Source organism: Streptomyces sp. NPDC088766 (assembly GCF_044750845.1).
Taxonomy (GTDB): domain Bacteria; phylum Actinomycetota; class Actinomycetes; order Streptomycetales; family Streptomycetaceae; genus Streptomyces.
In genome coordinates, this window is sequence record NZ_JBIVKQ010000027.1 from 82,564 (window position 1) to 108,590 (window position 26,027).

Below are 26,027 nucleotides of genomic sequence, written 5' to 3' on the forward strand. Positions count from 1 at the left end.
GCCCCGCGGGGGCGGCCGCCCCGGGGGCTGGGCCCGCCGGGTCGGCGCCCGCGCCCGGGTCGCCCCGCCCCCCCGGGGGGGCGCCGCGGGCCCCGCCCCCCCCGGGGGCGGGCGCCGGCGGTCCCTTCCCGTCCCTTTCCTTCCCGCCCCGACGCCTGCGGTCGCCCTCCGTCCTGACCCCGGAGCCCGTCGCCCCGCTCCGGCCCTGAACGGGTTTCGTCCTCGAAAGCCGCACGGGCCGGTCCGACGGCCTGACGTCCGCCGCTTCCGCGGCCCGAGGCCGCAGTCCCCGGTCACCCACCCTTCCTCGCCCCCGAAAGAGGCCGCACCCTCATGACTGTCGTCGTCAGCCGCCGCGAACACGATCTGCTCGGAGACCGGGACGTCCCCGCCGACGTGTACTGGGGCATCCACACCCTGCGCGCCACCGAGAACTTCCCGATCACCGGCACCGCGATCTCCGCCCACCCGCACCTGATCGACGCCCTCGCCGCCGTCAAGGAGGCCGCCGCCCTCGCCAACGAGGAACTGGGACTGCTGGCGCCGCAGAAGGCCGCCGCGATCGTCGCCGCCTGCCGCGAGATCCGCGCCGGCAAGCTGCACGACCAGTTCGTGGTGGACGTCGTGCAGGGCGGCGCGGGCACCTCGACCAACATGAACGCCAACGAGGTCGTCGCCAACCGGGCCCTGGAGCTGCTGGGCCACGAGAAGGGCGAGTACCGGCACCTGCACCCCAACGAGGACGTCAACCTCGGGCAGTCGACCAACGACGTCTACCCGACCGCCGTCAAGGTCGCGACCGTCTTCGCGGTGCGCGGGCTGCTCAAGGCCATGGCCGTCCTCCAGGACGCCTTCGCCCGCAAGGCCGTCGAGTTCCGCGACGTCCTGAAGATGGGCCGCACCCAGCTCCAGGACGCCGTCCCGATGACCCTCGGACAGGAGTTCTCCACGTTCGCCGTCATGCTCGACGAGGACCGCAGCCGCCTCGCCGAGGCCGTCGAGCTGATCCATGAGATCAACCTCGGTGCCACCGCCATCGGCACCGGACTCAACGCGCCGGCCGGCTACGCCGAGTCGGCCCGCCGCCACCTCGCCCGGATCACCGGCCTGCCGCTCGTGACCGCCGCCAACCTCGTCGAGGCGACCCAGGACTGCGGCGCGTTCGTCCAGATGTCCGGCGTGCTCAAGCGGATCGCGGTCAAGCTCTCCAAGAGCTGCAACGATCTGCGCCTGCTGTCCTCCGGGCCGCGCGCCGGCCTCGGCGAGATCAACCTGCCGCCCGTGCAGGCCGGTTCGTCCATCATGCCCGGCAAGGTCAACCCGGTGATCCCCGAGGTCGTCAACCAGGTCGCCTTCGAGGTGATCGGCAACGACGTCACCATCACCATGGCGGCCGAAGCCGGACAACTCCAGCTCAACGCCTTCGAGCCGATCATCCTGCACTCCCTGTCGGAGTCGATCACCCACCTGCGCGCGGCCTGCCTGACCCTCGCCGAGCGCTGCGTGTCCGGCATCACCGCCAACACCGAGGTGCTGCGCGCGAGCGTCGAGAACTCCATCGGCCTGGTCACCGCCCTCAACCCGCACATCGGGTACACGGCGGCCACGGACATCGCCAAGGAGGCCCTCGCCACCGGCCGCGGCGTCGCCGAACTCGTCCTGGAAAAGGGCCTGCTCCCCGCCGAGCGGCTCGCCGCCCTGCTGCGCCCGGAGATACTCGCCGGCAGCGGCAGCGGCAGCGGCAGCGGCAGCGGCACGCCGCAGGCGCTCTGAGGAACGGCGTCCCGCGTGCGGCCGGGGCCGGGCGCTCCGCACCCGGCCGACACGCGGGCTGCCGTCACACCCAGGGATGAAGCCCGCCCGACGCGGCGCGGCCTGCTGCGGCCCGTCTGCGCGCCGCTGCTGAGCCGGGAGGGCTGGTTGTTCGGGCCGGCCCGCCGGCCGTACGTGGCCCGGGACGTCGCCGCCGCCCTGATGCAACGCCCGCGGCCCGGGAAGGTCGTCTCCAAGGTCACGCCCAGGGTCCGTCACGGCATGGAGCCACGACCGTGGGCCCTCACCCTGACGTGCGGGTTTGCGACGGCCCGGCCAGCACGCGGAGTCCGCGGCAGGACATGCCTGATGGGACGGCACGGCGGGGGTGGCCCGGCGCCCTGTGGGGCATCCGGGGAGCGGCGTGCGGCATGATGACGATCATGTGCTCGCAGTTCCAGCCGGTCCTCGACCGCATCGCCGAGGAGATGGCCCGCACGCCCGGCCGCGGGCGGCCCGCCGACTACATCCCGGCGCTCGCCGCCCGCGACGCCCGCAGCTTCGGGATGGCCGTGGCGGAGCTGGACGGCACGGTGTACGGGGTGGGGGAGTGGCGTGAGCCGTTCTCGACCCAGTCGATCACCAAGGTCTTCACCCTCGCCCTCGACCTGGCCCGCGAGGGGGACGAACTCTGGGAGCACGTCGGCCGCGAACCCTCCGGCAACCCCTTCAACTCGCTGGTCCAGCTGGAGTACGAGAACGGCATCCCCCGCAACCCGTTCATCAACGCGGGCGCGCTCGTCGTCACCGACCGCCTCCAGACCCGTACCGGGGACGCGGCGGGCGAACTGCGGGACTTCCTGCGGGCCGAGAGCGGCAGCGAGGTGCTCGACTTCGACCTGGAGGTGGCCGCCTCCGAGTCCGCGCACGGCGACCGCAACGCCGCCCTCGCCCATTTCATGGCGTCCTACGGCAACATCGACAACCCGGTGCCGGTTCTCCTCGACCAGTACTTCCGCCAGTGTTCCCTCACGGCCTCCTGCGCCGACCTCGCGCTGGCCACCGGCTTCCTCGCCCGGCACGGCGTCCGCGCCGACGGCGGCCGCCTGCTCAGCCGGAGCCAGGCCAAGCAGGTCAACGCCGTCATGCTGACCTGTGGCACCTACGACGCGGCCGGTGACTTCGCCTACCGGGTGGGTCTGCCCGGCAAGAGCGGTGTCGGCGGCGGCATCATCGCGGTCGTGCCCGGCCGCTGCACGCTGTGCGTGTGGAGTCCGGGCCTGGACGAACGCGGGAACTCGGTGGCGGGCGTGGCCGCCCTGGACCGTTTCACGACGCTGACGGGCCTGTCCGTGTTCTGAGCGTTCCGAACGTTCCGGGTGTTCCGGGTGTTCCGGGCGGCCGCGCTCACCAGCCCTGGCCGTCCCGGCCGCCCCCGCCGGCCGGTCGACGCCCCGCGCGGCGGCGGACCTCGAACCGCAGCACCAGGGCGACGGCGGCCCCGCCCAGCGCGGCGGCCCCCGCGATGACCGCCGCCTTCGACCAGCCGGGCCCGTCGTCGGCCGCGGCGACCGCGGGGGCCGTGGTGGGAGCCGTCGCGGCCACGGGTGTCGCCTGCGGTCCCGGTCCCGGCCGCGCCCGCAGGGCGTCCAGCGAGCCCACCGGGTCGACCCGACCGGCGGCCCCGAACCCCCAGTCGAGCAGTTCGCGCGCCTCCTCGTAGACGGCGAGGCCACCGCCGGAGCGGGGGTTGAGCACGGTCACGACGAGGGTTCGGTCGCCCCGCCGGGCCGCGGCCACGAGGGTGTTGCCCGCGTTGCTGGTGTAGCCGTTCTTGATGCCGATCAGCCCGGGGTACGGCTCGACCCCGTCCGTTCCGCTGAGCAGACGGTTGGTGTTGACGATGCCGTACGTCCCCCCGTCGCGTGCCGGGAACCGGGCCTCGACGGTGGCGCAGTACCGGGCGAAGTCCGGGTTGCGCAGACCCGCCCGTCCGAACACCGCGAGGTCGTACGCGGAGGACACCTGACCGGGGGCGTCGTACCCGTCCGGGGACAGCACGTGCGTGTCCAGGGCGCCGAGCGAGCGGGCCTTGGCCTGCATCAGGGCGGCCGTGGTGCGCCAGCCTCCGTTGAGCGCGGCCAGTACGTGCACGGCGTCGTTGCCGGAGTTGAGGAACACTCCCCGCCACAGGTCGGAGACCTGGTACGACTGCCCTTCGGCGACTCCCACCAGGCTGCTGCCGGCTCCGATCCCGGCCAGCTCGGCCTCGGTGACCCGGTGCCGGATGCCGCCGGGCAGGACCGGCAGCACCGTGAGGGCGAACAGGGTCTTCAACGTGCTCGCGGGAGGCAGCCTGCGGTGCGCGTTCGACGCGGCGAGCACGTCGCCGGTGTCGGCGTCGGCCACCAGCCACGACAGTGCGGAGACGTCCGGGACGCCGGGTGCTCCCGGGCGTGGCCTGACCTGCGTACCGGAGCGGTACAGCAGGGCGGGCCGCGGTGGCGTCACGCGCGCTCCGCCCGCCGGGCCGGGGTCCGCGCCGGCGGGAGCGGCGGACGCCGCGGGCCCGAGGACCAGGACACCCGTCACGCAGAGTGCGCAGGCCGAGGCAGCCGCCCGAGAAGAGAATCCGATTGTCATACGAGCAACGTAAGAATGATGTGGGGTTTCCCCGCGCTGCCCGTGCCGCACGGCGCAGCGCGTGCACTCGGATGCCGCACGCGACGGCACCCCGGTTCCCCCGGGTGGCTCGCTCCGCGCGCCGTACCGCGTCGTCGCGGTCGCTGTCGTCGGTCGTCGTACCGGCCCCTCCGCCGCGGCACCTCCCGCCGGGATCCCACGGAGCGGGGCGATCAGGCGGCCGGGAGGGCCGGCTGGACGCGGCGGACGAACGTCGCGTTGTCCGGGGTGGCGCGCATCCGCTCCAGGAGGGTGTCCAGGTTCGCCTGGCCGTCCCGGCCCCGCAGGGCGCGGCGCAGGCCGCGGGTGGCGGCCAACTCGGCCGGGGAGAAAAGGAGTTCCTCGTGGCGGGTGCCGGAGGCGGTGATGTCGACGGCCGGGAAGACGCGGCGCGAGGCCGGTTCGCGGTCGAGGCGCAGCTCCATGTTGCCGGTGCTCTTGAGCTCCTCGAAGAAGAAGTCGTCGGCGCGGGAGCCGGTTTCCACCAGTGCGCTGGCGACGATGGTGAGCGAGCCGCCCTCCTCGGCGGTCCGCGCGGCCCCGAAGAACCGCTTGGGGCCGATGAGCGCGGTGGCGTCGACGCCGCCGCTGAGGGTGCGGCCACCGGGGGCGGCCGCGTTGTTGTGGGCCCGGCACAGCCGGGTCAGGGAGTCCAGCAGGATCACGACGTCCTCGCCCGCCTCGACGAGCCGCTTGGCCCGCTCCACGACCAGGTCGGCGAGGGCGATGTGCTGCCCGGGCGTGCGGTCGAACGTGGAGGCGTAGACCTCGCCGCGCACCGAGCGCCGCATGTCGGTGACCTCCTCCGGGCGCTCGTCGAGCAGCAGCACCATCAGCCGGGCCTCCGGATGGTTCCCGGCCACGGCGGCGGCGAGCTGCTGGATCAGGACGGTCTTGCCGGTCTTGGGCGGTGCCACGATCAGCCCGCGCTGGCCCTTGCCGACGGGCGCGAGCAGGTCGACGACCCGTCCGGCGAGCCCGGCCGCCGGGTGTTCGAGGCGGAGCCGCTCGTGCGGGTACAGGGGCGTCAGGTCACGGAAGTGACGGCGGCCGCGCAGGGCGTCGGGCGCGCGTCCGCCGACGCGCGCCACCTCGGTCAGCGTGCGCCGGCCGTCGCGCGTCCCTTCGACGAAGTCGCCCTTGCGCAGGCCGAGCCGGCGGATCAGCGCGGGCGGGACCTGGACGTCGTCGGGGGCGGGCAGGCAGGTCCGGGCGCGCAGTTGCCCCTTCCCGTTGCCGTCGATGTCGAGGACACCGCTGACGAGCTGGGCGGGGGGCTGCTGCCGGACAGGCGGATGTTCGAGTGTGGTGGTCATGGTGCTCTGTCCTTTCGGGGACGGAAGACATGAGGCATGCGAAGAAAGGGGGTGGATCCGCGAGGGGAGGGCGGTGTACGCGCGCCTCCGGCGGGGGGAGGCAGGACCTCGGACGCGGCGGAACCGCCGCTCACAGGGTTCTGCGGAAGAGCCGGCGCACCGGCCGGGACCGGCGGGCGCAACAGCTGACTCGGAGAGGAACCACACCGGCGCCCCGGGAAGAAGGGGGCGTACACAGGTGCTGTAGGGGATCCTAGCAGTCGCCTGCCGTCGTGGCGAGGGGAACCGCGCCTCCACCCGCCTCGACACGGGGCCGGCCTCCGTTGTTCCCGAGGGGTTCCCCCTTGGTCCGTACCGCGATGTCATCGATCGGTACCAGATGTCCCCAGACCATAACGATCCGGGACGACAGGGGACTTGACCTCCGACGCTGCACTATCTTCGCGTCATGTCCACGCCGCCCACGCCTCCGCAGGAGCCCGAGCAGCCGTCCGGGGCGCCGGCTCCTCCGAGCGCGTATCCGTATCCGAATCCGCAGTCGCCGGGTCCAGGAGCGGCGGGGAGTTTCCCGCCGCCGGCCGCGCCCGTACCGGGCCGGCAGGACTTCTACGCCACTCCGACCCTGGTCGGTCAGCCGAGCCCGCCCGGCGCGCCCGGGGGGCCGGGGCAGCCGGTGGTCGGCCATCCGTACGGCCCGCAGGGCCCGTATCCGGCCGTTCCGCCGCCGTCCGGCGGTGGCGGAACGGGGCGGGCGGTGCTGTGGGCGGTCGTGGGCGCGGTCGTCGCCTCGGCGGCCTGGGCGGCGGGGGTCTTCCTGATCGGGGGGAAGGGCGCCGGCGCGGACCTGCGCGGCTACACGGCGCCGGCGAACCTCTGCTCCAGCACGGACTACTCCTCCTTCGAGACGGAGTACCCGGACAACGACGGCTCGCCGACGCACAACTCCCTCAAAGAGACGGCTCTCGACGAGAGTTACTGCAGCATCAACCTGAAGAAGACCGGGTCGGGCTACGCCGACGCCTACCTCTCCACCCAGGTGGACCTGCACAAGAAGTCGGACCCGGGGCCGGAGTTCACGGCCATGTGGAAGAACTACCAGGAGAGGTACCCCGGTTACGACGTGGAGACCGTCGAGGACATCGGGGAGGAGGCCTACCTGGTCAGCGAGGACACCACCAGCGGCTCCACCAGCGGCTCGCTCTACGCCACGCTCGCCGTCCGGGACGGCTGGACGACGTACACGATGAGCTACAGCACCTACCTGTCCTCCTACGACGAGGACAAGGACCCGCCGTCGCTCGAGCAGGTCACCGACTGGCTGAAGGCGGACTCGAAGACCACGCTGGACCAGCTCAAGGACTGACGCGCGACGCGTGGTGGCCGGCGCACGGGGTTCGCCCCGAGTGCCGGCCACCGGTGTGTTCAGCGGGTGCGCGCCCCGGCCTCCTTCGCGATCTGCTCGAACCGTGCCCCCATCGCCTCGGCCAGCGCCTGCGCGCCGGACAGGGGCCGCACCATCACCGTCAGCCGGTCGATGAGCCCGTCCTCGTCCACGTGGATGAAGTCGCAGCCGCTCAGCTCCCGCTCACCGACGCGCGCGGTGAACACCAGCGCGTGGTCGCGGCCGTCCGCCCCGGCGAGTTCCCCCTCGTACCGGAAGTCCTCGAAGACCTGCGCCACCGCGCGCAGGATCGCCGCGGTGATCGCCTTGCCGGGGTAGGGCTTGAACACGACCGGGCTGGTGAACACCACGTCCTCGGCGAGCAGGGCCTCCACCGCGTCGAGGTCGCCGGCCTCTACCGCCTCTCGGAACGCGCGCATCCGATCACCTCATAATCAAATAGTTGTCTAAGTGTGGATGAGAATAATCACCTGCTGTTACCGTGTCCACATGTCGCTCAAGTACGCCGTCCTGGCGGCCCTCCTGGAGGGCGAGGCCTCGGGCTACGAACTGTCCAAGGTCTTCGACGTCTCCCTCGCGAACTTCTGGCCCGCGACCCCGCAGCAGCTCTACCGCGAGCTGGAGCGCCTCGCGCAGGACGGCCTGATCGCGGCACGCGTCGTGCGGCAGGAACGCCGGCCGGACAAGCGGATGTTCACCCTCACCGAGGCCGGCCGCGAGGACCTGCGCGCCTTCGCCGTCGCACCGCCGCGCCGGCCCACCGCCGTCCGGGACGAACTCCTCATCAAGATCCAGGCGATGGACGGCGTCGGCGTCGACCCCGGGACGACCCGCGCGCAGATCGAGGAACGGATGAACTGGGCGCGCGCCAAGCTCGACCGCTACCTGCGGGTGCGCGAACGGCTCCTCGCCGGGCGCACCGAGGAGGACTTCCTGCGCGAGGCCGACCGGATCGGCCCCTACCTGACGCTGATGGCCGGCATCGCCTTCGAGGAGGAGAACCTGCGCTGGTGCGAGCGGGTCCTGGTGCACCTCCGGCGCCGTACCGCCGTAGGCTGACGCCGATGTTCAGCCCCGAAGGCCCCACGCTGCGCGAACTCGCCGTCCAGGCGCTGTCGTCCGTCGAGCACGGCTACGACCTCCTCGCGCCGAAGTTCGACCACACGCCGTTCCGCACCCCCGCCCCCGTCCTCGACGCGGTCACGTCGGCCCTGCGCCGCACCGGCCCCTACGACGACGGCCTCGACCTGTGCTGCGGCACCGGCGCCGGCGTCGACGCGCTGGCCACGCTCTGCCGCGGCAGCGTCACCGGGGTCGATTTCAGCGCCGGGATGCTCGACGTCGCCCGCGGGCGTGCCCGGCCGCCGCAGCCGCGGGTGTCCTGGGTGCGGGCGGACGCGCGCGCCCTGCCGTTCACGGACGCCTTCGACCTCGTCGTCAGCTTCGGCGCGTTCGGGCACTTCCTGCCCGGGGAACTGCCCGGCCTGTTCGCCCAGGTGCACGGTGCGCTGCGGCCGGGCGGCCGGTTCGCGTTCCCGGTGCTCGCGCCGCCCCGGCCGTCCTCCCCCGCGTTCTGGACGCTCCTCGGCTTCGACGCGGTGATGCGGGTCCGCAACGCCGTGTGGCGCCCCCCGTTCGTCATGTACTACCGGGCCTTCCGGCTGGGCGAGGTCCGCCGGGAGCTGGAGCGCGCCGGGTTCCGCGTGGACCTGCGCCCCCTGCCCGGGTTCGGGACGCGGGGCGACGGGATCCCACGGGCCCGGATGATCGAGGCGCGCCGGACACGTTGAGGCGGGCGAACACGGTCCGGGTCAACGGGCCGCCGGCAGGGTGAACGTGTACACCAGTGCCTCCTGGCGGGTCCTCACCACCAGGTCGGTGATCTCCAGCGGCCGTGCGTACTGGTCGTGCACGTGCCGGGTCACCCGCATCGACGCGGCGTCGTCCGGACGGGTGATGGCGTCCCGGTGGTGCAGGGTCAGCCCGGCCCGCCGCATCCAGTCGTAGACGCGCCGCAGCTGTGGGGAGCCGGTGGTGTCGGTGCGGTCGCGGTAGCGGGCGAGTTCCTCGACCTCCGCGAGCGCCACCGCCGAGAAGGAGGTCACGGCCGTGCGCAGGGCGCGGCCGTCCGCGCCCGTCGACTCGTAGCGGTGGACCAGCGTCGGCCGGTGCGGGGTGAGGTCCAGCGCGGTGGCGTGCCGGGGCGGGGGCGGCTCCCAGCTCAGCGCCGTGCGGTCCACCGCGCAGGAGTCGTCCGCGGACCGGGAACCGACGGGAAAGGCGAGCCAGGCCGGGTCGGCGACCGGAGCTCCCGGCAGGGCGGCGTGGCTGCCGCGCCGGTCGGTGGCGACCTGTCCGTCGCGGCGCAGCACCTCCAGGGCCTGCCGGACGGTCACCCGGCTGACCCCGAAGTGCTCCGCCAACTGCCTTTCGGCGGGCAGGCGTTCACCGGGCGGGATGGTGCCGTCGCGCAGCTCGCCGAGCAACTCCTTCGCTATCCGCCGGTAGAGGGGCTGATCGTGGGGGATGGTGCGGGCCATGCCGCGCGCCTCCTGTGATGACGTGCCGTGCGGGCTTGTGCACCACCAGATCTAGCATTGGTCTAAACCACCAGGGAAGGGCGGGCGGCCCGAACGGCCGAAACCGGACCGCCCGCCGCCCCCTCACAGCGCGCTGTACACGGCCTCCACCAGCGCCGTCTTGCGCGGATCATCCACGACATGAGGCCCCATGCGGTTCATCACGTAGCCCAGCGACAGATCGGCCTCCGGATCGGCGAGACCGCACGAGCCGCCGAAGCCGTCGTGTCCGAAAGCCCGCGGGTTGGGTCCGTAGGAGCCCTTCGGGCCGCTCAGCCACAGGCCGAGCCCGATCTCCGTGTCCTGGCCGAGGCCGGCGCCCAGCACCAGGTCCCGGCAGCTGCCCTGGCCCTCGCGCACCCGTTCGGCCGCCTCTGGGGACAGTACGCGCCGACCGCCGGAAGGGCCGCCCGCCAGCACGCCGTACAGGGCGGCGACCGCCCGCGCGGTGCCGTGGCCGTTCGCGGCCGGGATCTCCGCGGCCCGCCAGGCGGGTGTGTTCGCCTCCTCGGCGCCCGCCGGGGGATTGGCCAGCGCGGCGACGGCCGCGGGTGCCAACCGGCTGAAGAGGGCGGCCTGCTCGCTGCTCGACGCGGCGGGCGGATGCACCAGCTCCGCCGCCCGCCCGGCCTCCCTCTCCGGCAGCCCGATGGTGAAGTCGATCCCCAGCGGCCCCGTCACCTCACGCGCCAGGAAGGCGCCCGGCAGCAGCCCCGTGACGCGCCGCACGACCTCGCCGACCAGGAAGCCGTAGGTGAGCGCGTGATAGCCGGACCGGGTGCCCGGTTCCCACCAGGGCTCCGTCGCCGCGAGGCGGGCGGTGGTCAGTTCCCAGTCGTAGAGCTGCTCCAGCGTGTGCGGCTCGCGCAGCCCCGGCAGACCGGCGCGGTGCGACAGCAGGTGCCGGACGAGGACGCCCTCCTTGCCCGCCGCGGCGAACTCCGGCCAGTATGCGGCGACCGGGGCGTCGAGGTCGATCAGCCCCCGGTCGGCCAGGATGTGCGCGCACAGTGCGGTCGGTCCCTTCGACGTCGACCACACGTTGACCAGCGTGTCCCGCCCCCACGCGCGCGTGCGTGCCCGGTCGGCCCAGCCGCCCCACAGGTCGGCCACGGTCTCGCCGCCGACCGTGACGGTCACGGCGGCACCCAGTTCACCCCGCTCCCGGAAGTTCTCCTCGAACGCGGTGCGCACCGCCGTGAAACGCTCGTCGCAGTGGCCGTGCACCTCGGGCACGTGTTCGGTCATGGGCCCTCCCTGAGCCGCCGGGACCCCGGACCGCGGCTCCGCGGTCCGGAACCCCGAACATACCGACTGGTCGGACGGGAGGGAAGGCGGTGGTCAGGACCTCACGCGTACGACCGCAGCCAGCGCATCTTGGCGGCCTCGTGGTACGGGCCCCCGCCCTCGTGGTCGTTGAAGTCGTACACCTCGATGGTCCGGTCGTCGTGCGCCCACGCGTTGAAGGCCGCGAACACCGTCGACGGCGGGCACGTCTGGTCCTCCAGGGCCACCGAGAACAGGGCCGGCGCCGAGCCCCGGGACGCGAAGTGCACACCGTCGAAGTAGGACAGGGTGCGCAGCGCGTCCTGGGTGCGGCCGCGGTGCGTCTTGAGGAACAGGCCGATCTCCCGGTACGGGTGACGGTCCGTCAGCGTCGCCGCGCGCGGGAAGTCGCACAGGAACGGCACGTCCGGCGCGACCGCCACCAGGTCCGGCACCAGACCGCCCACGGCGATCGTGATGCCGCCGCCCTGGCTCGCGCCGAGCGCCACGGTCCGTGTCGCGTCCGTCAGCGGGTGCGAACGGGCCGCCTCGACGGCACGCACCGCGTCGGTGAACACCCGGCGGTAGTAGTAGTCGTCGGGCGCGTCGATGCCCCGGGTCATGAAACCGGGGAACGCGGGCCCGGCACCCACCGGATCGGCGGTACCGCCACCGCCGCCCCAGGCGCTGCCCTGGCCGCGCGTGTCCATGATGAAGTGCGCGCGCCCCGTCGACGCCCACAGCAGGTGCTCGTGGGGCAGGCCGCGGCCCCCGCCGTAACCGACGAACTCCACGACCAGCGGCACCGGTTCCGCCGTCGCCGCGGGCAGGGTCAGCCAGCCCTTGATCGGATGGCCGCCGTAGCCGGCGAACGTCACGTCGAACACCCGCACCGTCGCCAGCCCCGTGTCGACCGGCTCGAAGCGGGCGTCCAGGTCGTGCTCGCGGGCCTCCTGGAGGGTCTTGGACCAGAAGGCGTCGAAATCCTCCGGCTCGGCGGATTCGCTGCGGTACTCGTGGAGTTCCTCCAGGGACAGGTCGAACAGGGCCATGAGCAACCGCCTTGTGATGAGTGGCCGTACGGATGATCACACGGTACGTGGGCGGTGGTAGCGCTTACTAGACCCGGGACCAGGCCGGATGCCGTCCCGGCCGCCGCCCTCAGGTGCTGCGCCGGCTCCACTCGGGCCCCGTGCGCGCCCACTCCCGGTCCCACTCCGCCAGCCGGTGCCGCAGCGCCACCCGGCGCACGAGCACGTGTCCGAGAAGCACCGCGGCGGCCGAGCCGCCCGCCGTGGCGACCCCCAGCGTCAGCGTGTGCTGCCACACCGCCGTGCCGTCGGGCGGCGGCGGGACGCTCCGGCCCCGGGCGTCGAACCACACGTCGACCCGGTCTCCCCGGTGGGTCCCGGCGGGCACGAGCGCGGTGGTCGTCCGCGGGCCGGTGCCGGGCTCCGTCCAGCGCACGGCGATCCGCAGGCGGTGCTCCCGGGCGCCCTCCGCCGTCGGCAGCGTGTCCGGCGGCCGGCCCACGACCTCGGCCCGCACCCGGTGCCGCTCGGCCCGCTGCGCGGCCGCCACGGCCCGCGCGTCCTCATGGGCCCACCGGCCGGCGAGCGCCCCGGCGAGGGGCGCGCCGATCAGGACGAGTACCACGACCACCAGCACCGTCCACGCCTCCACGACGTCCGACCGGCGCCGCAGGGGATTGTGCCGCCGGCGCCGGCCGCGCAGCCCGCTTCGCATGTCGACCTCCTCGCCGTCACGCGGACGAGTGCCCACAAGGAGTGGACACCCCTACGAGAGGAATCGTTTCACCTTCGCGGCGGGCAGGAGACGTCGAAGCCGGCGATGCCGGAACCGGAGGTGCCTGAGGCGGAGGTGCCTGAGCGGGCCGGAGACGCCGGCCCGGGGCCGGCAGGGGCGGGGGCCGATGCCGCCCGTCCCCGCCTCGGGGAGCCGGCCGCCGGGGATCGTCAGCCGAACCGCTCGATGCGGATCCGCTCCACCGGCTGCCCCGCCGCCACCAGCAGCCGTGCAGCGTGCTCGGCGAACCCGTTGGACCCGCACACGTACGCCTCCCAGCCGCCCTCCGGCCGCTTTGCGAACAGCGGCGCCAGATGGGCGGCCGTGAGCCGCCCCACGGGCGTGCCCGCCGGCGCGCTCCGCGTGAACACGGGCGTCGTCTCCGCGCCGTACTCGCGCGCGTAGATCAGGTCCTCGGGTCCGCGCGCGGACACCAGCAGCCGCAGCGGCACCGCCAGACGCCGGGCCCGGTGGTGGCGCACCATCGACATCAGCGGCACGACCCCGGAGCCGGCGCCGACCAGCAGCGCGGGCCGGTCGCCGGGCCAGGCGAAGAAGCCGCTCAGCGGACCCCGGACCTCGATCGCGTCGCCGGGCTCCGCCACCGTGTGGAACCAGCCGGACACCTCGCCGCCGTCGACGTGGTCCAGGGTCAGCTCGATGTGTCCGGCGTCGTCGGGCGCCGAGGCGATCGAGTAGTGCCGCTGGGCGAGATAGCCGTCCCGGGCCCGGAGCCGCACCATCAGGTGCTGCCCCGGCAGGTGCCCCTCCCAGTCGGGCACCGCGAGGCGGAAGGTGGCCGCGTACGGCGTCTCGCGGCGGATCTCCGTGATGGTGGCCGTCTGCCACACCGACGCGGCCCGCTCGCTGACGGCGATGCGGCCGGGCACCGCGAACCGGGTCGGCGGGGTGAAGGTCTCAGTCACCGGAGTACCTCTGCTCCTCCCAGGGGTTGCCCCGCGCGTGATAGCCGTTCCGCTCCCAGAAACCCGGCTCGTCGCGGTCGAGGAGCCGCAGTCCGGCGATCCACTTGGCGCTCTTCCAGAAGTACAGGTGCGGCACCAGCAGCCGCGCCGGACCGCCGTGCTCGGGGGAGAGCGGCTGCCCGCCGTACTCGAAGGCGATCCACGCCCGGCCGCCGGTGAGATCGGCGAGGGGCAGGCTGGCGGTGTACCCGGTGTGCGAGTACACGACGGCGTGGGTCGCGGACGCCCGCGGCCGGACCGCGTCCAGGAAGGCGTCCAGCGACACGCCCCCGAACCGCACCCCGAACTTCGACCAGCCGGTGACGCAGTGGATGTCGCCCTCGTAGGCGGAGGCGGGCAGCGCGTGTGCCTGCTCCCAGTCCCAGGTGCGGGGCGCGTCCACCAGCCCGTCGATGCGCAGGCTCCAGTCGGCGGGCGCGATGTCGGGCGTGACCTCGGCGGACAGTACGGGCCACTCGTCGCGCGCGTCGTACTGGCCCGGGGGCAGGCCCGGGTTGTCGACGCGTGGGCGTCCGGTGAAGCCTCGGGTGACGTTCATGGGGTTCCAGCGTGAGACGGCGGTTGCTTACGCATTCAACCGTAAGGGCAAGTCAGCCGTGCTCCGGCCCCGTCCGGCCGTCGGTCGTCAAGGGTGTGTGAACACTGCGGCGCCCGGGGAACGGCCGTACCGCGATCCTCCTTGCCCGAGTCGTTCCGGGCCGGCCCCTTCGAGCGCCGCACCGTCGAACCCGGCACCTGTCTCGGCATCCGCCGTGAGGGCGCCCTCGACGCCACGGCGGGCGAGCGCCTGCACCCGCCGGGCCGGACCGGGGCCGGCGCCGTCCGTACCGACCCCGCCGTCCGGGGGCGGCGCCTCGGCGCCCGGCTGATCCCGGCCGTCGCCCACGGCATCCGCGAACGCGGCGAGCCCCCGTTCCTGCGCACCGGCGCCGTCCGCCTCCACGAGTCCCTCCGCTTCCGCCTGCGCCGCAGGACGGCGTTCCTGCCGGCCCGGGCCCCTGGACGGGATGTGGTGGCGGTGGCGTAGCCGAGCCGGGGCGGGCGGTGCGGGGTCAGCCTTCGTCCGGCGCCCCGCTGCCGTCCCCGGACCGGCCCCACGCGTTGTACCGCACCAGGTACTCCGCGAACCGCTCCAGATCGCCCTCCGGCCACCCGGCGAGCCGTTCGCGGAAGGCCGCGCGGCGGCTCTCGGTGACCTGGGCGAGGATGGCGCGGCCCGCGTCGGTGAGGTGCAGGACGTGCACGCGGTGGTCCGCGGGGTCCCTGCGCCGTTCGATCAGCCCGGCCCGTTCCAGCGCGGAGACCTGGCGGCTGACGGTGGACTTGTCCAGGGCGTAGTGCGCGGCCAGGTCGGTGGCCCGGCGGCCGCCGCTGTCCTCCAGATGACCGAGCAGCGTGTACGACACCAGGGACAGCTCGGGATGCAGCCGGCCGGCCGAGGCGCGGGCCCGCCGGGCGAAGACCGTCATCTCGCGCTGGATGGTCTCCACCGCCTCGTCTGCGTCCACCCGGTCTCCCTCACGGCTCCCTCGGCCACCTCGTTGTACCGTACAACTTGACGCGGGGATGCGCAGGCGCGGGACGATCGGGGTTCCCCCGTGCGGCAGTTCGGATAAGGTGGCCGTCGGCCGCGGACGACCCCGGCCATGAGCGACCGAGGAGGTGGGACCCATCACCGCAGTGTCAGGTCGGGTGCTCTCCCCCCGGAACGGCGCGGACCGCCGCCGGGCGACCGCGAGAGCGCCCTTCGGTTTCCGAAAGGCTCTCGGCTTCCATGCCCCCTCTGCCCTCTCCGGCTCCCTCGTCGCCCTCTCCCGCTCCTTCGTCCCCCGCTCCCGCGCCGTACCCGTCCCGTGACGCCGTCGTCGTGGCGCTGCGCGCCGCCGGCTGCGTCTTCGCCGAGGACGAGGCGGAGCTGATCCTCGCCACCGCCCGCACACCCCGCGAACTCACCGCCATGGTGGAGCGCCGCGTGGCCGGTCTGCCCCTCGAACTCGTCGTCGGCTGGGCCGAGTTCCTCGGCCGGCGTGTCGTCGTCGAACCGGGCGTCTTCGTGCCCCGCCGCCGCACCGAGTTCCTCGTCGGCCAGGCCCTGGCCAGGGCCCCGCACGCGTCCGTCGTCGTGGACCTGTGCTGCGGCTCGGGCGCGGTCGGTGCCGCCCTCGCCTCGGCGCTCGGCGGGGTCGAGCTGCACGCCGCCGACATCGACCCGGCCGCCGTGCGGTGCGCCCGCCGCAACGTCGCCGCCCTCGGCGGGCACGTCCACACAGGTGACCTGTTCGACGCGCTCCCCGCCGGACTGCGCGGCCGTGTCGACATCCTGGCGGCGAACGTGCCGTACGTCCCCACCGGGGACGTCCCCCTGCTGCCGGCGGAGGCCCGTGACCACGAGCCCCTCACCGCCCTCGACGGCGGTGCCGACGGACTCGACGTGCTGCGCCGGGTCGCCGGCGAGGCGGCCGACTGGCTCGCGCCCGGGGGCTGCGTCCTCGTCGAGACGAGCGAGCGCCAGGCGGCGGACGCCGTCGAGGCGTTCCGGCGGGGCGGTCTCACGGCACGTCCGGCCGTCGACGAGGAGCTGTACGCCCACGTGGTGATCGGGACCAGGGAGTAGGGGGCGGGGTCAGGTCGCGGCGCCGCTGCCCTCCGGTTCGGGGGAGCGGCCGTCGCGGTCCCACGGCCCGTGCCCCGGCGAGCCGGAGTGCCGCTCCCGGTGGTCCTGGTTGTCATGGTGGTTCTGCTTGTTCTGGTGTTCTTGGTGATTCATGTCGCCGGACGTGCCCGACAGGACCCGGTCGGCCGTCCGCTCCGCGTCGTCCCCGTCACCGGTACGGGAGCCGGTGACGTACACCGTGTCGCCCTTCTTCAAGGTGCCCGTCCCGGAGCCGCCGTCGGCGCGGACGTGGGTGTCGCCGTCCACCGTCCACGTCCAGGAGGTGCCGCCCTCGCTCCTGACGGTGATCCGGTCGCCGTCCGTCCTCTCGACGGTGCCGCGCTGCCACACGCGGACGACCCACTCGCCGGAGTCGCCGTCCTTGACGGTCGCCTCGCCGTGCACCGCCTCCCCGCCGAGGCCGGACCACGGTCCGCCGTGCCCGTGCCGGAACCCGTCGGGCGGCCAGGACGCCGACGGGGACCCGCCCGGCGCGCCGTCCGACGTGCCGCCGGACGTCGCCGCGTACGCGACGGTGCCGCCCAGGGCCAGCACCGCGACGGCCGTCGCCGCGGCCACCGTCCGGCCGCGGCCGGACAGCCGCCGACGGGCCCGCGGCGAGGTGCGCTCCCGTTCCTCGCCGGGCCCCGAGAGGAGCTCGGCCTCTTCCGGATCGCCCATCACGGTTCACTCTCCTCCGCCCGACGGACCACGCCTCCCTGTGATTGTCGGAGACGCGCGGTAAGGAAGGGGTAATAAACAGCTGTGAATCGGGGCGTACGGTGTCACAGCGCCCGTGCGCGCGCCACGAGCAGGGCCACGTCGTCGTGGTTGTCGGGGTGGTGCAGCTCCCGCAGCAGCAGGTCGCACAGCTCCTCCAGCGGGCGGGCCGGGTCGTCGAGGAGCGTCAGCAGCAGTTCCAGGCGCTCGTCGAGGGAGTGCGTGCGCGTCTCCACCAGCCCGTCGGTGTACAGCACGAGCCGGTCGCCGGGGCCGAGGTCGACGTCGGTCGAGGAGAAGGCCACCCCGCCCACCCCGAGCGGCGCCCCGGTGGGCAGGTCGAGCAGCTCCGGCGGGTGTCCGTCCCGTACGCGGGCGGGCGGCAGGTGCCCGGCGTTGGCGATCCGGCACCGCCTGAGGCGCGGGTCGTGGACGACGTACAGGCAGGTCGCTATGAAGTGGTCCAGGCCCGAGGTGGTCCGGTCGAGGTGCTCGAGGAGCACCGCCGGATCGAGATCGAGCGCGGCGAGCGTGGCCGTGGCGGTGCGCAGCCGGCCCATGGTGGCGGCGGCGTCGACACCGCTGCCCATGACGTCGCCGACGACCAGGGCGGTCTTGCCGTCCGCCAGGGGGATGACGTCGAACCAGTCGCCGCCCACCTCGGTGGTCGCGCCGGCCGGCTGGTAGCGCGAGGCCACCTCCAGGCCACCGGTCACCGGCGGGTGGCTCGGCAGCAGGCTGCGCTGGAGGGTGAGCGCGGTGCCACGGGCGTTCTGGTACCAGCGGGCGTTGTCGATCTGCACGGCCGCGCGGGCGGCCAGCTCCCGGGCGAGCAGCACGTCGTCGCGGCCGAACGGCAGCGGATTGCGGGTCCGTTTCAGGTCGAGGGCGCCCAGCACCTCGCCGCGCGCGATGAGCGGCACGGCGAGATAGGAGTGGACGCCCGCCCGTGCCAGGAGCCCGGCGGCCTCCGGGGAGCGGGCGATGCGCACCAGGTCCTCGTCCTCGACCCGCGCCACCATGACCGGCCGGCCGGTGCGCACACACTCGGTGACCAGCCGCTCGGGTGCGTAACGGGCGATCCGGCCGGGCGGATCGGCCGCGCTCAGGGCGTCCGGCGCGTCGGCGGCGCGGACGGCCAGGGCCCGGATCACGGCGGGCTCCGAAGGCCCCAGGCTGGTGCGCCGGCCCGCCACGACCGCGTCGAGCAGGTCCACGGCGGCGACGTCGGCCAGCTCCGGCACGGCCACGTCGGCCAGCTCGTCGGCGGTGCGTTCCAGGTCCAGGGTGGTGCCGATGCGGGCCGAGGCGTCGGCGATCAGGGCGAGGCGGCGGCGCGCGGCCTCGGTCTCGATGCCGGCGCGGTACCGGTCGGTGACGTCGACGACCGAGAGGGCGACGCCCAGCACGGTGCCGCGGGCGTCCTCCAGCCGGTACAGCGACACGGACAGGGCGTGGTCCTGGTCCGGGTCCGCGGGGGTACGCCCGACCGTCGGCCGGTCGACGACCGGCACCCCCGTCCGCAGCACCTCGCGGGCCGCCGACTCCAGGACCTCGGCGTCCAGCAGCGGGAGCACGTCGCGGACGGTCCGGCCGAGGTGTTCCCCGGCGGGGACGCCGTCGATGCGCTCCAGCGCCGGATTGACCGACACGTACCGCAGCCGGGTGTCGAGCACGGCGAGGCCGATGGGGGACTGGGCGACCATGCGCGTCGACAGGGCCACGTCCCGCTCCAGGCGGCGCACCGTGGAATGGTCGGCGGCCAGACCGAGGGCGTAGACGTCACCGTGGACGTCGACGAGCCGCATGTTGCGGAACTCCACGAGGCGCGTGCTGCCGTCCTTGCACCGGACGGGGAAGGCGCCCTCCCAGCTGCGGCCGGTCGCCATGACGTCGGTGAACAGCTTCACGACCAGTTCGACGTGCTCCTCGTGGACCATCACGTGGGCCGCGTAGCGTCCCAGCGCCTCCGCGGCCGGGTAGCCGAACAGCTCCTCGGCCTGCGGGCTCCACAGCACGATGCGGCCCTCGGCGTCCAGCACGACCGAGGCCACGTTGAGCACGTCCAGCAGGCCGCTGGGCCCTGTCGGGCCACCGGCCTCGGCCCCGGTCGATCCGGCTGCACTCATGCCACGCACCGCCTCCGTACGTCGACGTGGCACGTCGTCCCCCGTGCCGACTCCCCCGGTTCTACCGCGCTGAACCGTTTTCTCCCACGCCTGGGGCACCGTTCCCGTGCTCCTCCAGTACGGCGGCGCGCGCCGTTCTCCTCATGGTCCGCACCGGTCCACTCGATTGGTCTGTACATGACCATCAAAGTTGGCCACACTGTCCGCCGAGCGCGCACCCCACCCCCCCGTCAGAGGAGACCCATGCCCCTGCGCCCCGCCCGCGGACGCCGTCACACCCTGCGCACCGCCCTGATCGCCCTGGCCACTGCCACCGCCGCGGCCCTCGGGGCCGCCCCGCCCGCCGCGGCCGCCGACACCTGGACCGAGGTCGGCTCCGACCGTGCCGACCCGCTGACCGAGAGCCAGGGCCTGGCCTCGGTCGAGGTCCCCGCGAACAGCGCCAACCGCTACACCGGCATCGGGACCATCCCGTTCGGGGTGAGCACCCGCGGCTGGAACCACGTCGGCGACCCCGACGCCTCCTACGACGGCCACTACATCGAGCCCTACCAGCGGGACTCCGGCACCTCGAAGATGTACCGCGTGCAGGCGCCGGGCGGCGCCTGGTCGGAGTACGTGCACGCGCTCGGTCCCGGCGAGGCCCTGAACAACTCCTGGGTGGCCGTCACGCCGGGCGGCCAGTGGATGCTCACAGGGGAGTGGGGCACCATGACCCGGCTGATCGTCCTGCCGACCCCCGGCGTCAACCCGAGCACCTCGCCCTCGGCGAACCTTCCGCAGGCCTCCACGGTCCACCTCGACCACGCGGTGCGCGACGTCCAGGGCTGCGACTTCACCGGCCCGACCACGCTGCTGTGCTCCTCCGACGACCCGGCGGGCACCCTCTTCGGCATGACCAAGCCGCTGCTCCAGATCGACCTGTCGGCCGAACCGGGCGGCTCCGGTGACGTGAACGGCCATGTCACCGCCCTGCGCCAGCTGCCGTTGCGCAGCTCCTGCACGGGCTCCTTCGAGACCGAGGGGATCGACTACGACCGGCGCACCGGCACCCTGCGGGTGATCGTCGTCTCGCCCGGCTTCTGCGTGCTGACCGACAGCAAGACGTACCGCTTCACGCGGTGACGTCCTGACGTCCGCCCCGGGCGCGGGGCGTCCTCCGGCTCCCCGGCACGGGGCGTCGTCGGACCCCCGGGGCGGGCCGTCCAGGTGGTGCCCGCCCCGGGAAGTGGTGCTTTTCTTGGGATGTGGCGCGGTTCGCGGGGAACCCGCGACATCGCGCCACCGCCACGAGAGGAGCGATCACGATGGACCGCGAGCGAACCCATCCGGAGTCCGTCACCCTCGAGATCAGCGACTGCAGCAAGGAGGACGCCCGGATCGTGTTCGACACGCTGTGCGCCTGCTTCGAGTCCGACCGCTGTGCCGACGACGTGCCCGAACAGCTCCACGAGACCCGTCCGATGGTGTGGCTCGGCACCTTCGAGGTCAGCGACGTGCACGACTGCGCCCGCCCGGCCCGGCTGTCGTCGTCGGTCACGGCCGACGCCCAGGGCGGCTACTGGGCGATCGAGCGGTTCCGTACGACGCTGGACTCCATGTTCCGGGTCAGGGACCTGTCCTCCGCCTCCGGCGACCAGGAGACGGAGCTGCACCTGCTGCTCGAGAGCCGGTGACGCGCGAGACCGGTGACGACGGCGCCGGAAGCGGGTGACGTGAGAAAGGCGACTCCGAGGCCATTGTGCAACTAGTTGCACAACCCGTGTGCGGTCCTCTACAACTACAGGGGCACGACACCGCGCACGGAGGGCCCCGATGAGCCGATACCCGCACCTGCTGAGCCCGCTCGACCTGGGCTTCACCACCCTGCCCAACCGGGTCCTCATGGGCTCGATGCACGTGGGCCTGGAAGAGGCCGAGCACGGCTTCGCGCGCATGGCGGAGTTCTACGCCGCCCGCGCGCGCGGCGGGGTGGGCCTGATCGTCACCGGCGGCATCGCCCCCAACGACGAGGGGCGCCCCTACGAGGGCGGCGCCAAGCTCACCACCGACGCGGAGGCCGAGCAGCACCGCACGATCACCGAGGCCGTGCACCGCGAGGGCGGTCGCATCGCCCTGCAGATCCTGCACTTCGGCCGCTACGCCTACCACGAGGACCTGGTCGCGCCGAGCGCGGTGCAGGCGCCGATCAGCCCGCACGTGCCCCGCGAGCTGACGGACGCCGAGGTCGAGCGGACCATCGACGACTACGCCCGCACCGCCCGCCTCGCCCGGCAGGCCGGCTACGACGGCGTCGAGATCATGGGCTCCGAGGGCTACCTCGTCAACGAGTTCATCGCCCTCCAGACCAACCACCGCACCGACCGCTGGGGCGGCTCCTACGAGAACCGGACACGCTTCCCCCTCGAGATCGTGCGACGCGTGCGCGAGGCGGTCGGCGAGGACTTCATCGTCGTCTACCGGCTCTCGATGCTCGACCTGGTCCCCGGCGGCTCCACGCTGGACGAGGTCGTCACCCTCGCCAAGGCCGTCGAGGCGGCCGGGGCCACCCTCATCAACACCGGCATCGGCTGGCACGAGGCCCGCATCCCCACCATCGCCACCTCCGTGCCCCGCGGCGCCTACACCTGGGTGACCAAGAGGCTCATGGGCGAGGTCTCGATCCCGCTCGTCACCACCAACCGCATCAACACCCCCGAACTCGCCGAGCAGTTGCTCGCCGACGGCTGCGCGGACATGGTGTCGATGGCCCGCCCGATGCTCGCCGACCCCGACTTCGTCAGCAAGGCCGCGGCGGGCACACCGGAGGCCATCAACACCTGCATCGGCTGCAACCAGGCCTGCCTCGACCACACCTTCAGCGGCCGGATCACCTCCTGCCTGGTCAACCCGCGCGCCTGCCACGAGACCGAGCTGGTGCTCGGCCCGACCCGGCGCCGCAAGAACGTGGCGGTCGTCGGCGCCGGACCCGCCGGCCTCGCCTGCGCGGTCTCGGCGGCCGAACGCGGCCACGCCGTCACGCTGTTCGAGGCGGCTGCCGAGATCGGCGGGCAGCTCAACGTGGCCCGCAAGGTCCCCGGCAAGCAGGAGTTCGACGAAACGCTGCGCTACTTCCGCCACCAGCTCGACGCCCACGGCGTCGACGTACGCCTCGACACCTTCGTGGACGCCGGCGACCTGGCGGGCTACGACGAGGTCGTGGTCGCCACCGGCGTCAGCCCGCGCACCCCCGACATCCCCGGCGTCGACCACCCGAGCGTGGTCGGCTACCTCGACGTCCTGCGCGACGGCGCCCCCGTCGGCGACCGCGTCGCGATCCTCGGCGCGGGCGGCATCGGCTTCGACGTCGCCGAGTTCCTCACCGACGGCGGCGACAAGGCGAGCGAGGACCCGGCGACGTACTTCCGGCAGTGGGGCGTCGACATGGACTACCGGGCCCCCGGCGGCCTCGCCGCGCCCGAGCGGAGCACCCCGCCGCGCACCGTCCACCTGCTGCAGCGCAAGACCGGCAAGGTCGGCGCGGGCCTGGGCAAGACCACCGGCTGGATCCACCGCACCGAACTCAAGCACCGCGGCGTGCGCATGGTCCCCGGCGTGCGCTACGACCGCATCGACGACGCCGGCCTGCATGTCACGGTCGACGGACGCAGCACCGTCCTGGAGGTCGACACCATCGTGCTGTGCACGGGCCAGGACCCGCGCCGCGACCTGTACGAGGAGCTGGTCGCCGCCGGGGTGAGCGCGCACCTCATCGGCGGTGCCGACGTGGCCGCCGAGCTGGACGCCAAGCGTGCCGTCAAGCAGGGCACGGAGCTGGCGGCGGCCCTGTAGGCACGGCCCCGCCCGTCCCTAGGATGAGCCCATGTCACTCCCGCACGCGATCCTCACCGCTCTGCTCGAGAAGCCGTCGTCGGGGCTGGACCTGACCCGCCGGTTCGACAAGTCGATCGGCTACTTCTGGTCGGCGACGCACCAGCAGATCTATCGCGAGCTGGGACGACTGGAGGCCGAGGGCCTCATCCGCGCGCTGCCCGCCGAGCAGCCGGCCCGCGGACAGCGCAAGAGCTACGAGGTCCTGCCCGCGGGCCGCGCCGAACTCCAGCGGTGGACGGCCGCGGCGCAGGACCCCAAGCCGCACCGCGACGCGCTGCTGCTGCGGCTGCGGGCCGCCGCCGTCGTCGGCACCGCGGGCCTCGAGGCCGACCTGCGCCGCCATCTCGACCTGCACCGGCGACAGCTGGCCGAGTACGAGGAGATCGAGAAGCGGGACTTCCCGCCCGGCGAGGACAGCGCGCAGGTCAGGCTCCAGCACCTGGTGCTGCGCGCCGGCATCGAGCTGGAGACCTTCTGGACCCGGTGGCTGACCGAGGCGCTGGAAGGCCTGCCCGGCCCCGCCGGGCAGACACCGTAGACCGGGCGCCGCAGGCGGGTTCACGGCCCCGGAGCGGCCGCGGTGGCCGCGGCCTCGAGCGCCGTGCGGCGGGTGGCGGCCACCGGGCTCGCGCGCTGTGCGCGGGGGCCGGCGTGAGGCGCGAGGCGTGAGGACGCAACGGCGCGGGCCGGGTGGGCGGCGGGCCGCCGCTTTCCACCCGGACCGCGCCGATCGTGGCGACGGGGAGGCGTTCAGAACCGGTACGGTTTCGTGCGGCGCCGCAGGAACCAGGCCGTCGCGATGACCCCCGTGCCGACCAGGACGCCGCCCGCCACGAGCGTGACGGTGCCGTAGTCGCGGGTGGCGCCGCCCATGCCGCCCAGCACGCCGCGGGTCGGCGAGGCCGTCGCGGAGATCGTCGGCGTGGTGGCGGGGGACACGATCACGGACTGGGTGCCTGCGGTGCTGCCGCTGGAGCACATCACGACGACCGTGTGCGTGCCCTGGGTGACGTTGGACCAGGCCGCGGACTGGCTGATGCTGGTGCCCGACAGGGCCACCTGGCGGCCCTGGGCGAAGTTCGCCTGGCTGCTGTCGAGCAGCGCCGCCGTGCCCCAGCTGCCGTTGATCTGGGTGCACGCGCTGGTCACCACCGACACCGTGGAGCCGGACGTGCTGACGGAGATGCCCGAGGTCCGCGCGGCGGCGGGCTGCGCGGTCACGGCGAGGGGCAGCGCGGCGGCGGCAGCCATGGTCAGTCCGCAGCGGGCGAGGAAGGGGGAAGTGCGCATCGGGTGTCCTCCGGCGGCACGGTTGGCGACCTTGCGCCGCCGAGGGTCGGGTACGCCCGTGCTGCCATCAGGGGCAGCCAATGTCCGCCCGGCCCGGCACGCACCCCGGCCGCCGCCGGGCAGGTGACGGATTCCACCGGACGGCCCAGAACGGCACCCCGCCCGCTTGCGCTCCCGAGGCCGGACCGTCGGGGTCGGCGTGCGCTCGTGCTCCCGGCCTCCGGCGCCCGGCCGTGCTTCCGGTGGTCACCGTCCGGCCGTGCTTCCGGTGGTCACCGTCCGGCCGTGCTTCCGGTGGTCACCGCCCGCTCCGCGGAGAACGCCCCCCACGTGCCGTCCGGCAGCCGTGCCCGCAGCCGCACCCGGTGCCCGGCACCGGCCTCGCGCCCCACGTAGAAGCTGTGGGCGGCCCTGCCGCGCGGCGGTGTCCCGCCCCAGACCAGCGAGGTGACCGGCTGCCCGTCGAGCTGGATCTGGTACTCCGTGACCGTCCCGTCCAGCCGCGGCGGCACCCAGGACAGGTCGAGGTAGTACGCCCCGCCGGCACGGTGGGTCGTCGCCCGGAAGTCCGCCGGTGCGGTGTCCTCTCCCTCGTCGCCGCCCGGCGCTGTCCTCAGGTGCACGGCCGCGCCGGCGGGGGAGAGGTTGCCGGCCGCGTCCCGCGCCCGGACGGTGAAGGAGTACCGGGTGCCCGGCCGGAGCCCCGTCACCACGGTCGCCGTCTGGCTCCCACCGACACTGTGGATCTTCGTCCCGCCCTGGAAGACGTCGTACGACACGACCTCCCGGTCGTCCGTGGCCGCCGTCCAGGACAGCTGGACGGCCCGGCTGCCCGCCGCCCGGCCCGTGGTGCCGCCCGGCCGGGTCGGCGCCGAGCGGTCCGCCGGGACCGCCGCCGGGGTCGTCGCCCGCGCCTCCCGGCTGGGCGGCCCGAGCCGGCCCCCGGCGTCGCGGGCCCGGACGGTGAAGACGTAGACGGTGGACGGCGTGAGGCGGGTGACGTCGAGCATGCGCCCGGAGCCGGGCACGTCCGCGACCTTCGAGGCGCCCCGGTACACCGCGTAACCGCTCGCCGCCGGGAGCGCGTTCCACATCACGTGCACGCTGGTCGCGCTGCCCGCCTCGGCGGTCACTCCCGTCGGCGCCCCCGGCGCCCGCCCCTCGTCACCGCCGCCCGGCGCGGCGCAGCCGCAGCACAGGGCGAGGATCCCTCCGCACAGCACGACACGTCGCACAGCTTCGCCTCCCGGCCCGGCACGGCGGCAATGGTCCGGACCAATATGGCGCGCCGACGTGAGCACATCAATAGGGGGTGCGGTACGGGGTTGGCGGGCGGCCCGGGGAGTTACGTATGCTGAGCCTCCTCACGGCTGAACCCCGCCTGTACGCAAGGCGGTTCATGCCGGTGGCGCGGGCCGCTGTCGTCGCTGATCCCGCGCCGGCGGGGCTGCCGGGGGGGCGGGGCCCGGGGGGGGGGGGGCCCCCCCCCCCCCCCGGCCCCCCCCCCGCCCCCCGGGGGCGCCCACAGGGGGGGGACACGGCCCCCCCACACACCCCCGGCCCCCGGGGCCGG

Annotated in this window: 24 protein-coding genes and 1 pseudogene; 11 read left to right on the forward strand and 14 right to left on the reverse strand. The window is 74.0% G+C overall.

All coding sequences use genetic code 11. The annotated features are described in order from the left end of the window. The first annotated feature begins 333 nt into the window (after positions 1–333). On the forward strand, positions 334–1,773 hold the full coding sequence (gene aspA, locus ACIP5W_RS29940; RefSeq protein ID WP_401480200.1) for an aspartate ammonia-lyase: 1,440 nt from the start codon (positions 334–336) through the stop codon (positions 1,771–1,773). Positions 1,774–2,183: 410 nt separating this feature from the next. After that, positions 2,184–3,113 (forward strand): glutaminase, encoded by a 930-nt coding sequence (locus tag ACIP5W_RS29945; protein WP_401480202.1) that lies wholly within the window; start codon positions 2,184–2,186, stop codon positions 3,111–3,113. 46 nt (positions 3,114–3,159) lie between these two features. On the opposite strand, the gene ACIP5W_RS29950 is transcribed toward ACIP5W_RS29945, so the two are convergent. Further along, positions 3,160–4,395, reverse strand: coding sequence for a D-alanyl-D-alanine carboxypeptidase family protein (locus ACIP5W_RS29950; protein WP_401480204.1), 1,236 nt, complete (start codon positions 4,393–4,395; stop codon positions 3,160–3,162). Between the two features lie 212 nt (positions 4,396–4,607). After that, positions 4,608–5,750 carry a transcription termination factor Rho gene (gene rho, locus ACIP5W_RS29955; RefSeq protein WP_401480206.1) on the reverse strand — a complete coding sequence of 381 codons (1,143 nt, stop codon included), beginning with the start codon at positions 5,748–5,750 and terminating at the stop codon, positions 4,608–4,610. A 448-nt stretch (positions 5,751–6,198) separates the two neighbouring features. Here rho and ACIP5W_RS29960 point away from each other — a divergent pair, with 448 nt between their 5' ends. Further along, positions 6,199–7,113, forward strand: a complete 915-nt coding sequence (locus ACIP5W_RS29960) for a hypothetical protein (RefSeq protein ID WP_401480208.1) — start codon at positions 6,199–6,201, stop codon at positions 7,111–7,113. A 59-nt stretch (positions 7,114–7,172) separates the two neighbouring features. Here ACIP5W_RS29960 and ACIP5W_RS29965 read toward each other — a convergent pair whose 3' ends face one another. Continuing rightward, positions 7,173–7,571 carry a nuclear transport factor 2 family protein gene (locus ACIP5W_RS29965; RefSeq protein WP_401480210.1) on the reverse strand — a complete coding sequence of 133 codons (399 nt, stop codon included), beginning with the start codon at positions 7,569–7,571 and terminating at the stop codon, positions 7,173–7,175. A 70-nt stretch (positions 7,572–7,641) separates the two neighbouring features. Here ACIP5W_RS29965 and ACIP5W_RS29970 point away from each other — a divergent pair, with 70 nt between their 5' ends. Together ACIP5W_RS29970 and ACIP5W_RS29975 are read left to right on the forward strand one after the other, a co-directional pair. Next, entirely contained in the window at positions 7,642–8,211 is a 570-nt protein-coding gene (locus ACIP5W_RS29970; RefSeq protein ID WP_401480212.1) for a PadR family transcriptional regulator, read from the forward strand. 5 nt (positions 8,212–8,216) lie between these two features. Continuing rightward, positions 8,217–8,942 carry a class I SAM-dependent methyltransferase gene (locus tag ACIP5W_RS29975; RefSeq protein WP_401480214.1) on the forward strand — a complete coding sequence of 242 codons (726 nt, stop codon included), beginning with the start codon at positions 8,217–8,219 and terminating at the stop codon, positions 8,940–8,942. A gap of 21 nt (positions 8,943–8,963) precedes the next feature. Here ACIP5W_RS29975 and ACIP5W_RS29980 read toward each other — a convergent pair whose 3' ends face one another. The 6 genes from ACIP5W_RS29980 to ACIP5W_RS30005 form a co-directional block, all read right to left on the reverse strand. Then, a complete protein-coding gene (locus ACIP5W_RS29980) occupies positions 8,964–9,692 on the reverse strand; it encodes a GntR family transcriptional regulator (protein WP_401480216.1) in 729 nt (242 codons plus the stop codon). 123 nt (positions 9,693–9,815) lie between these two features. Beyond that, on the reverse strand, positions 9,816–10,979 hold the full coding sequence (locus ACIP5W_RS29985) for a serine hydrolase domain-containing protein (RefSeq protein ID WP_401480218.1): 1,164 nt from the start codon (positions 10,977–10,979) through the stop codon (positions 9,816–9,818). A 101-nt stretch (positions 10,980–11,080) separates the two neighbouring features. Beyond that, entirely contained in the window at positions 11,081–12,049 is a 969-nt protein-coding gene (locus ACIP5W_RS29990) for an acetylxylan esterase (protein ID WP_401480220.1), read from the reverse strand. Positions 12,050–12,158: 109 nt separating this feature from the next. Further along, on the reverse strand, positions 12,159–12,743 hold the full coding sequence (locus ACIP5W_RS29995) for a hypothetical protein (protein ID WP_401480222.1): 585 nt from the start codon (positions 12,741–12,743) through the stop codon (positions 12,159–12,161). Between the two features lie 230 nt (positions 12,744–12,973). Next, complete coding sequence (locus ACIP5W_RS30000; protein ID WP_401480224.1) at positions 12,974–13,729, reverse strand: ferredoxin reductase; 756 nt, start codon at positions 13,727–13,729, stop codon at positions 12,974–12,976. Beyond that, the gene (locus tag ACIP5W_RS30005) at positions 13,722–14,327 is read right to left on the reverse strand and encodes a sulfite oxidase-like oxidoreductase (protein WP_401480226.1); all 606 of its coding nucleotides are present in this window, start codon (positions 14,325–14,327) and stop codon (positions 13,722–13,724) included. Before ACIP5W_RS30005 ends, ACIP5W_RS30000 begins: the two co-directional genes overlap by 8 nt. Before the next feature lie 162 nt (positions 14,328–14,489). Between ACIP5W_RS30005 and ACIP5W_RS30010 the strand changes: the two are divergent. Continuing rightward, positions 14,490–14,816: pseudogene (locus ACIP5W_RS30010) on the forward strand (GNAT family N-acetyltransferase); the annotation flags it as partial. 25 nt (positions 14,817–14,841) lie between these two features. Here the strand turns inward: ACIP5W_RS30010 and ACIP5W_RS30015 are convergent. Next, on the reverse strand, positions 14,842–15,297 hold the full coding sequence (locus ACIP5W_RS30015) for a MarR family winged helix-turn-helix transcriptional regulator (RefSeq protein ID WP_401480228.1): 456 nt from the start codon (positions 15,295–15,297) through the stop codon (positions 14,842–14,844). A gap of 266 nt (positions 15,298–15,563) precedes the next feature. Here ACIP5W_RS30015 and ACIP5W_RS30020 point away from each other — a divergent pair, with 266 nt between their 5' ends. Beyond that, positions 15,564–16,403 (forward strand): putative protein N(5)-glutamine methyltransferase, encoded by an 840-nt coding sequence (locus ACIP5W_RS30020; protein ID WP_401480230.1) that lies wholly within the window; start codon positions 15,564–15,566, stop codon positions 16,401–16,403. Positions 16,404–16,412: 9 nt separating this feature from the next. Here the strand turns inward: ACIP5W_RS30020 and ACIP5W_RS30025 are convergent, their stop codons facing one another. After that, positions 16,413–17,123, reverse strand: a complete 711-nt coding sequence (locus tag ACIP5W_RS30025) for a hypothetical protein (protein ID WP_401480232.1) — start codon at positions 17,121–17,123, stop codon at positions 16,413–16,415. Positions 17,124–17,227: 104 nt separating this feature from the next. After that, positions 17,228–19,291, reverse strand: coding sequence for a SpoIIE family protein phosphatase (locus ACIP5W_RS30030; RefSeq protein ID WP_401480234.1), 2,064 nt, complete (start codon positions 19,289–19,291; stop codon positions 17,228–17,230). Positions 19,292–19,534: 243 nt separating this feature from the next. On the opposite strand from ACIP5W_RS30030, the gene ACIP5W_RS30035 reads away from it, so the two are divergent. The 4 genes from ACIP5W_RS30035 to ACIP5W_RS30050 all read left to right on the forward strand — a co-directional run bounded on the left by ACIP5W_RS30035 (position 19,535) and on the right by ACIP5W_RS30050 (position 23,702). Next, positions 19,535–20,416, forward strand: coding sequence for a hypothetical protein (locus ACIP5W_RS30035; RefSeq protein WP_401480236.1), 882 nt, complete (start codon positions 19,535–19,537; stop codon positions 20,414–20,416). 182 nt (positions 20,417–20,598) lie between these two features. Continuing rightward, on the forward strand, positions 20,599–20,967 hold the full coding sequence (locus tag ACIP5W_RS30040; protein ID WP_401480238.1) for a hypothetical protein: 369 nt from the start codon (positions 20,599–20,601) through the stop codon (positions 20,965–20,967). 139 nt (positions 20,968–21,106) lie between these two features. Next, positions 21,107–23,122 (forward strand): FAD-dependent oxidoreductase, encoded by a 2,016-nt coding sequence (locus ACIP5W_RS30045; protein WP_401480240.1) that lies wholly within the window; start codon positions 21,107–21,109, stop codon positions 23,120–23,122. Between the two features lie 31 nt (positions 23,123–23,153). Next, entirely contained in the window at positions 23,154–23,702 is a 549-nt protein-coding gene (locus tag ACIP5W_RS30050) for a PadR family transcriptional regulator (RefSeq protein WP_401480242.1), read from the forward strand. A gap of 212 nt (positions 23,703–23,914) precedes the next feature. Here the strand turns inward: ACIP5W_RS30050 and ACIP5W_RS30055 are convergent, their stop codons facing one another. Beyond that, a complete protein-coding gene (locus ACIP5W_RS30055; protein ID WP_401480244.1) occupies positions 23,915–24,454 on the reverse strand; it encodes a hypothetical protein in 540 nt (179 codons plus the stop codon). A 272-nt stretch (positions 24,455–24,726) separates the two neighbouring features. Next, on the reverse strand, positions 24,727–25,689 hold the full coding sequence (locus ACIP5W_RS30060) for a fibronectin type III domain-containing protein (RefSeq protein ID WP_401480246.1): 963 nt from the start codon (positions 25,687–25,689) through the stop codon (positions 24,727–24,729). Positions 25,690–26,027: the final 338 nt, after the last annotated feature.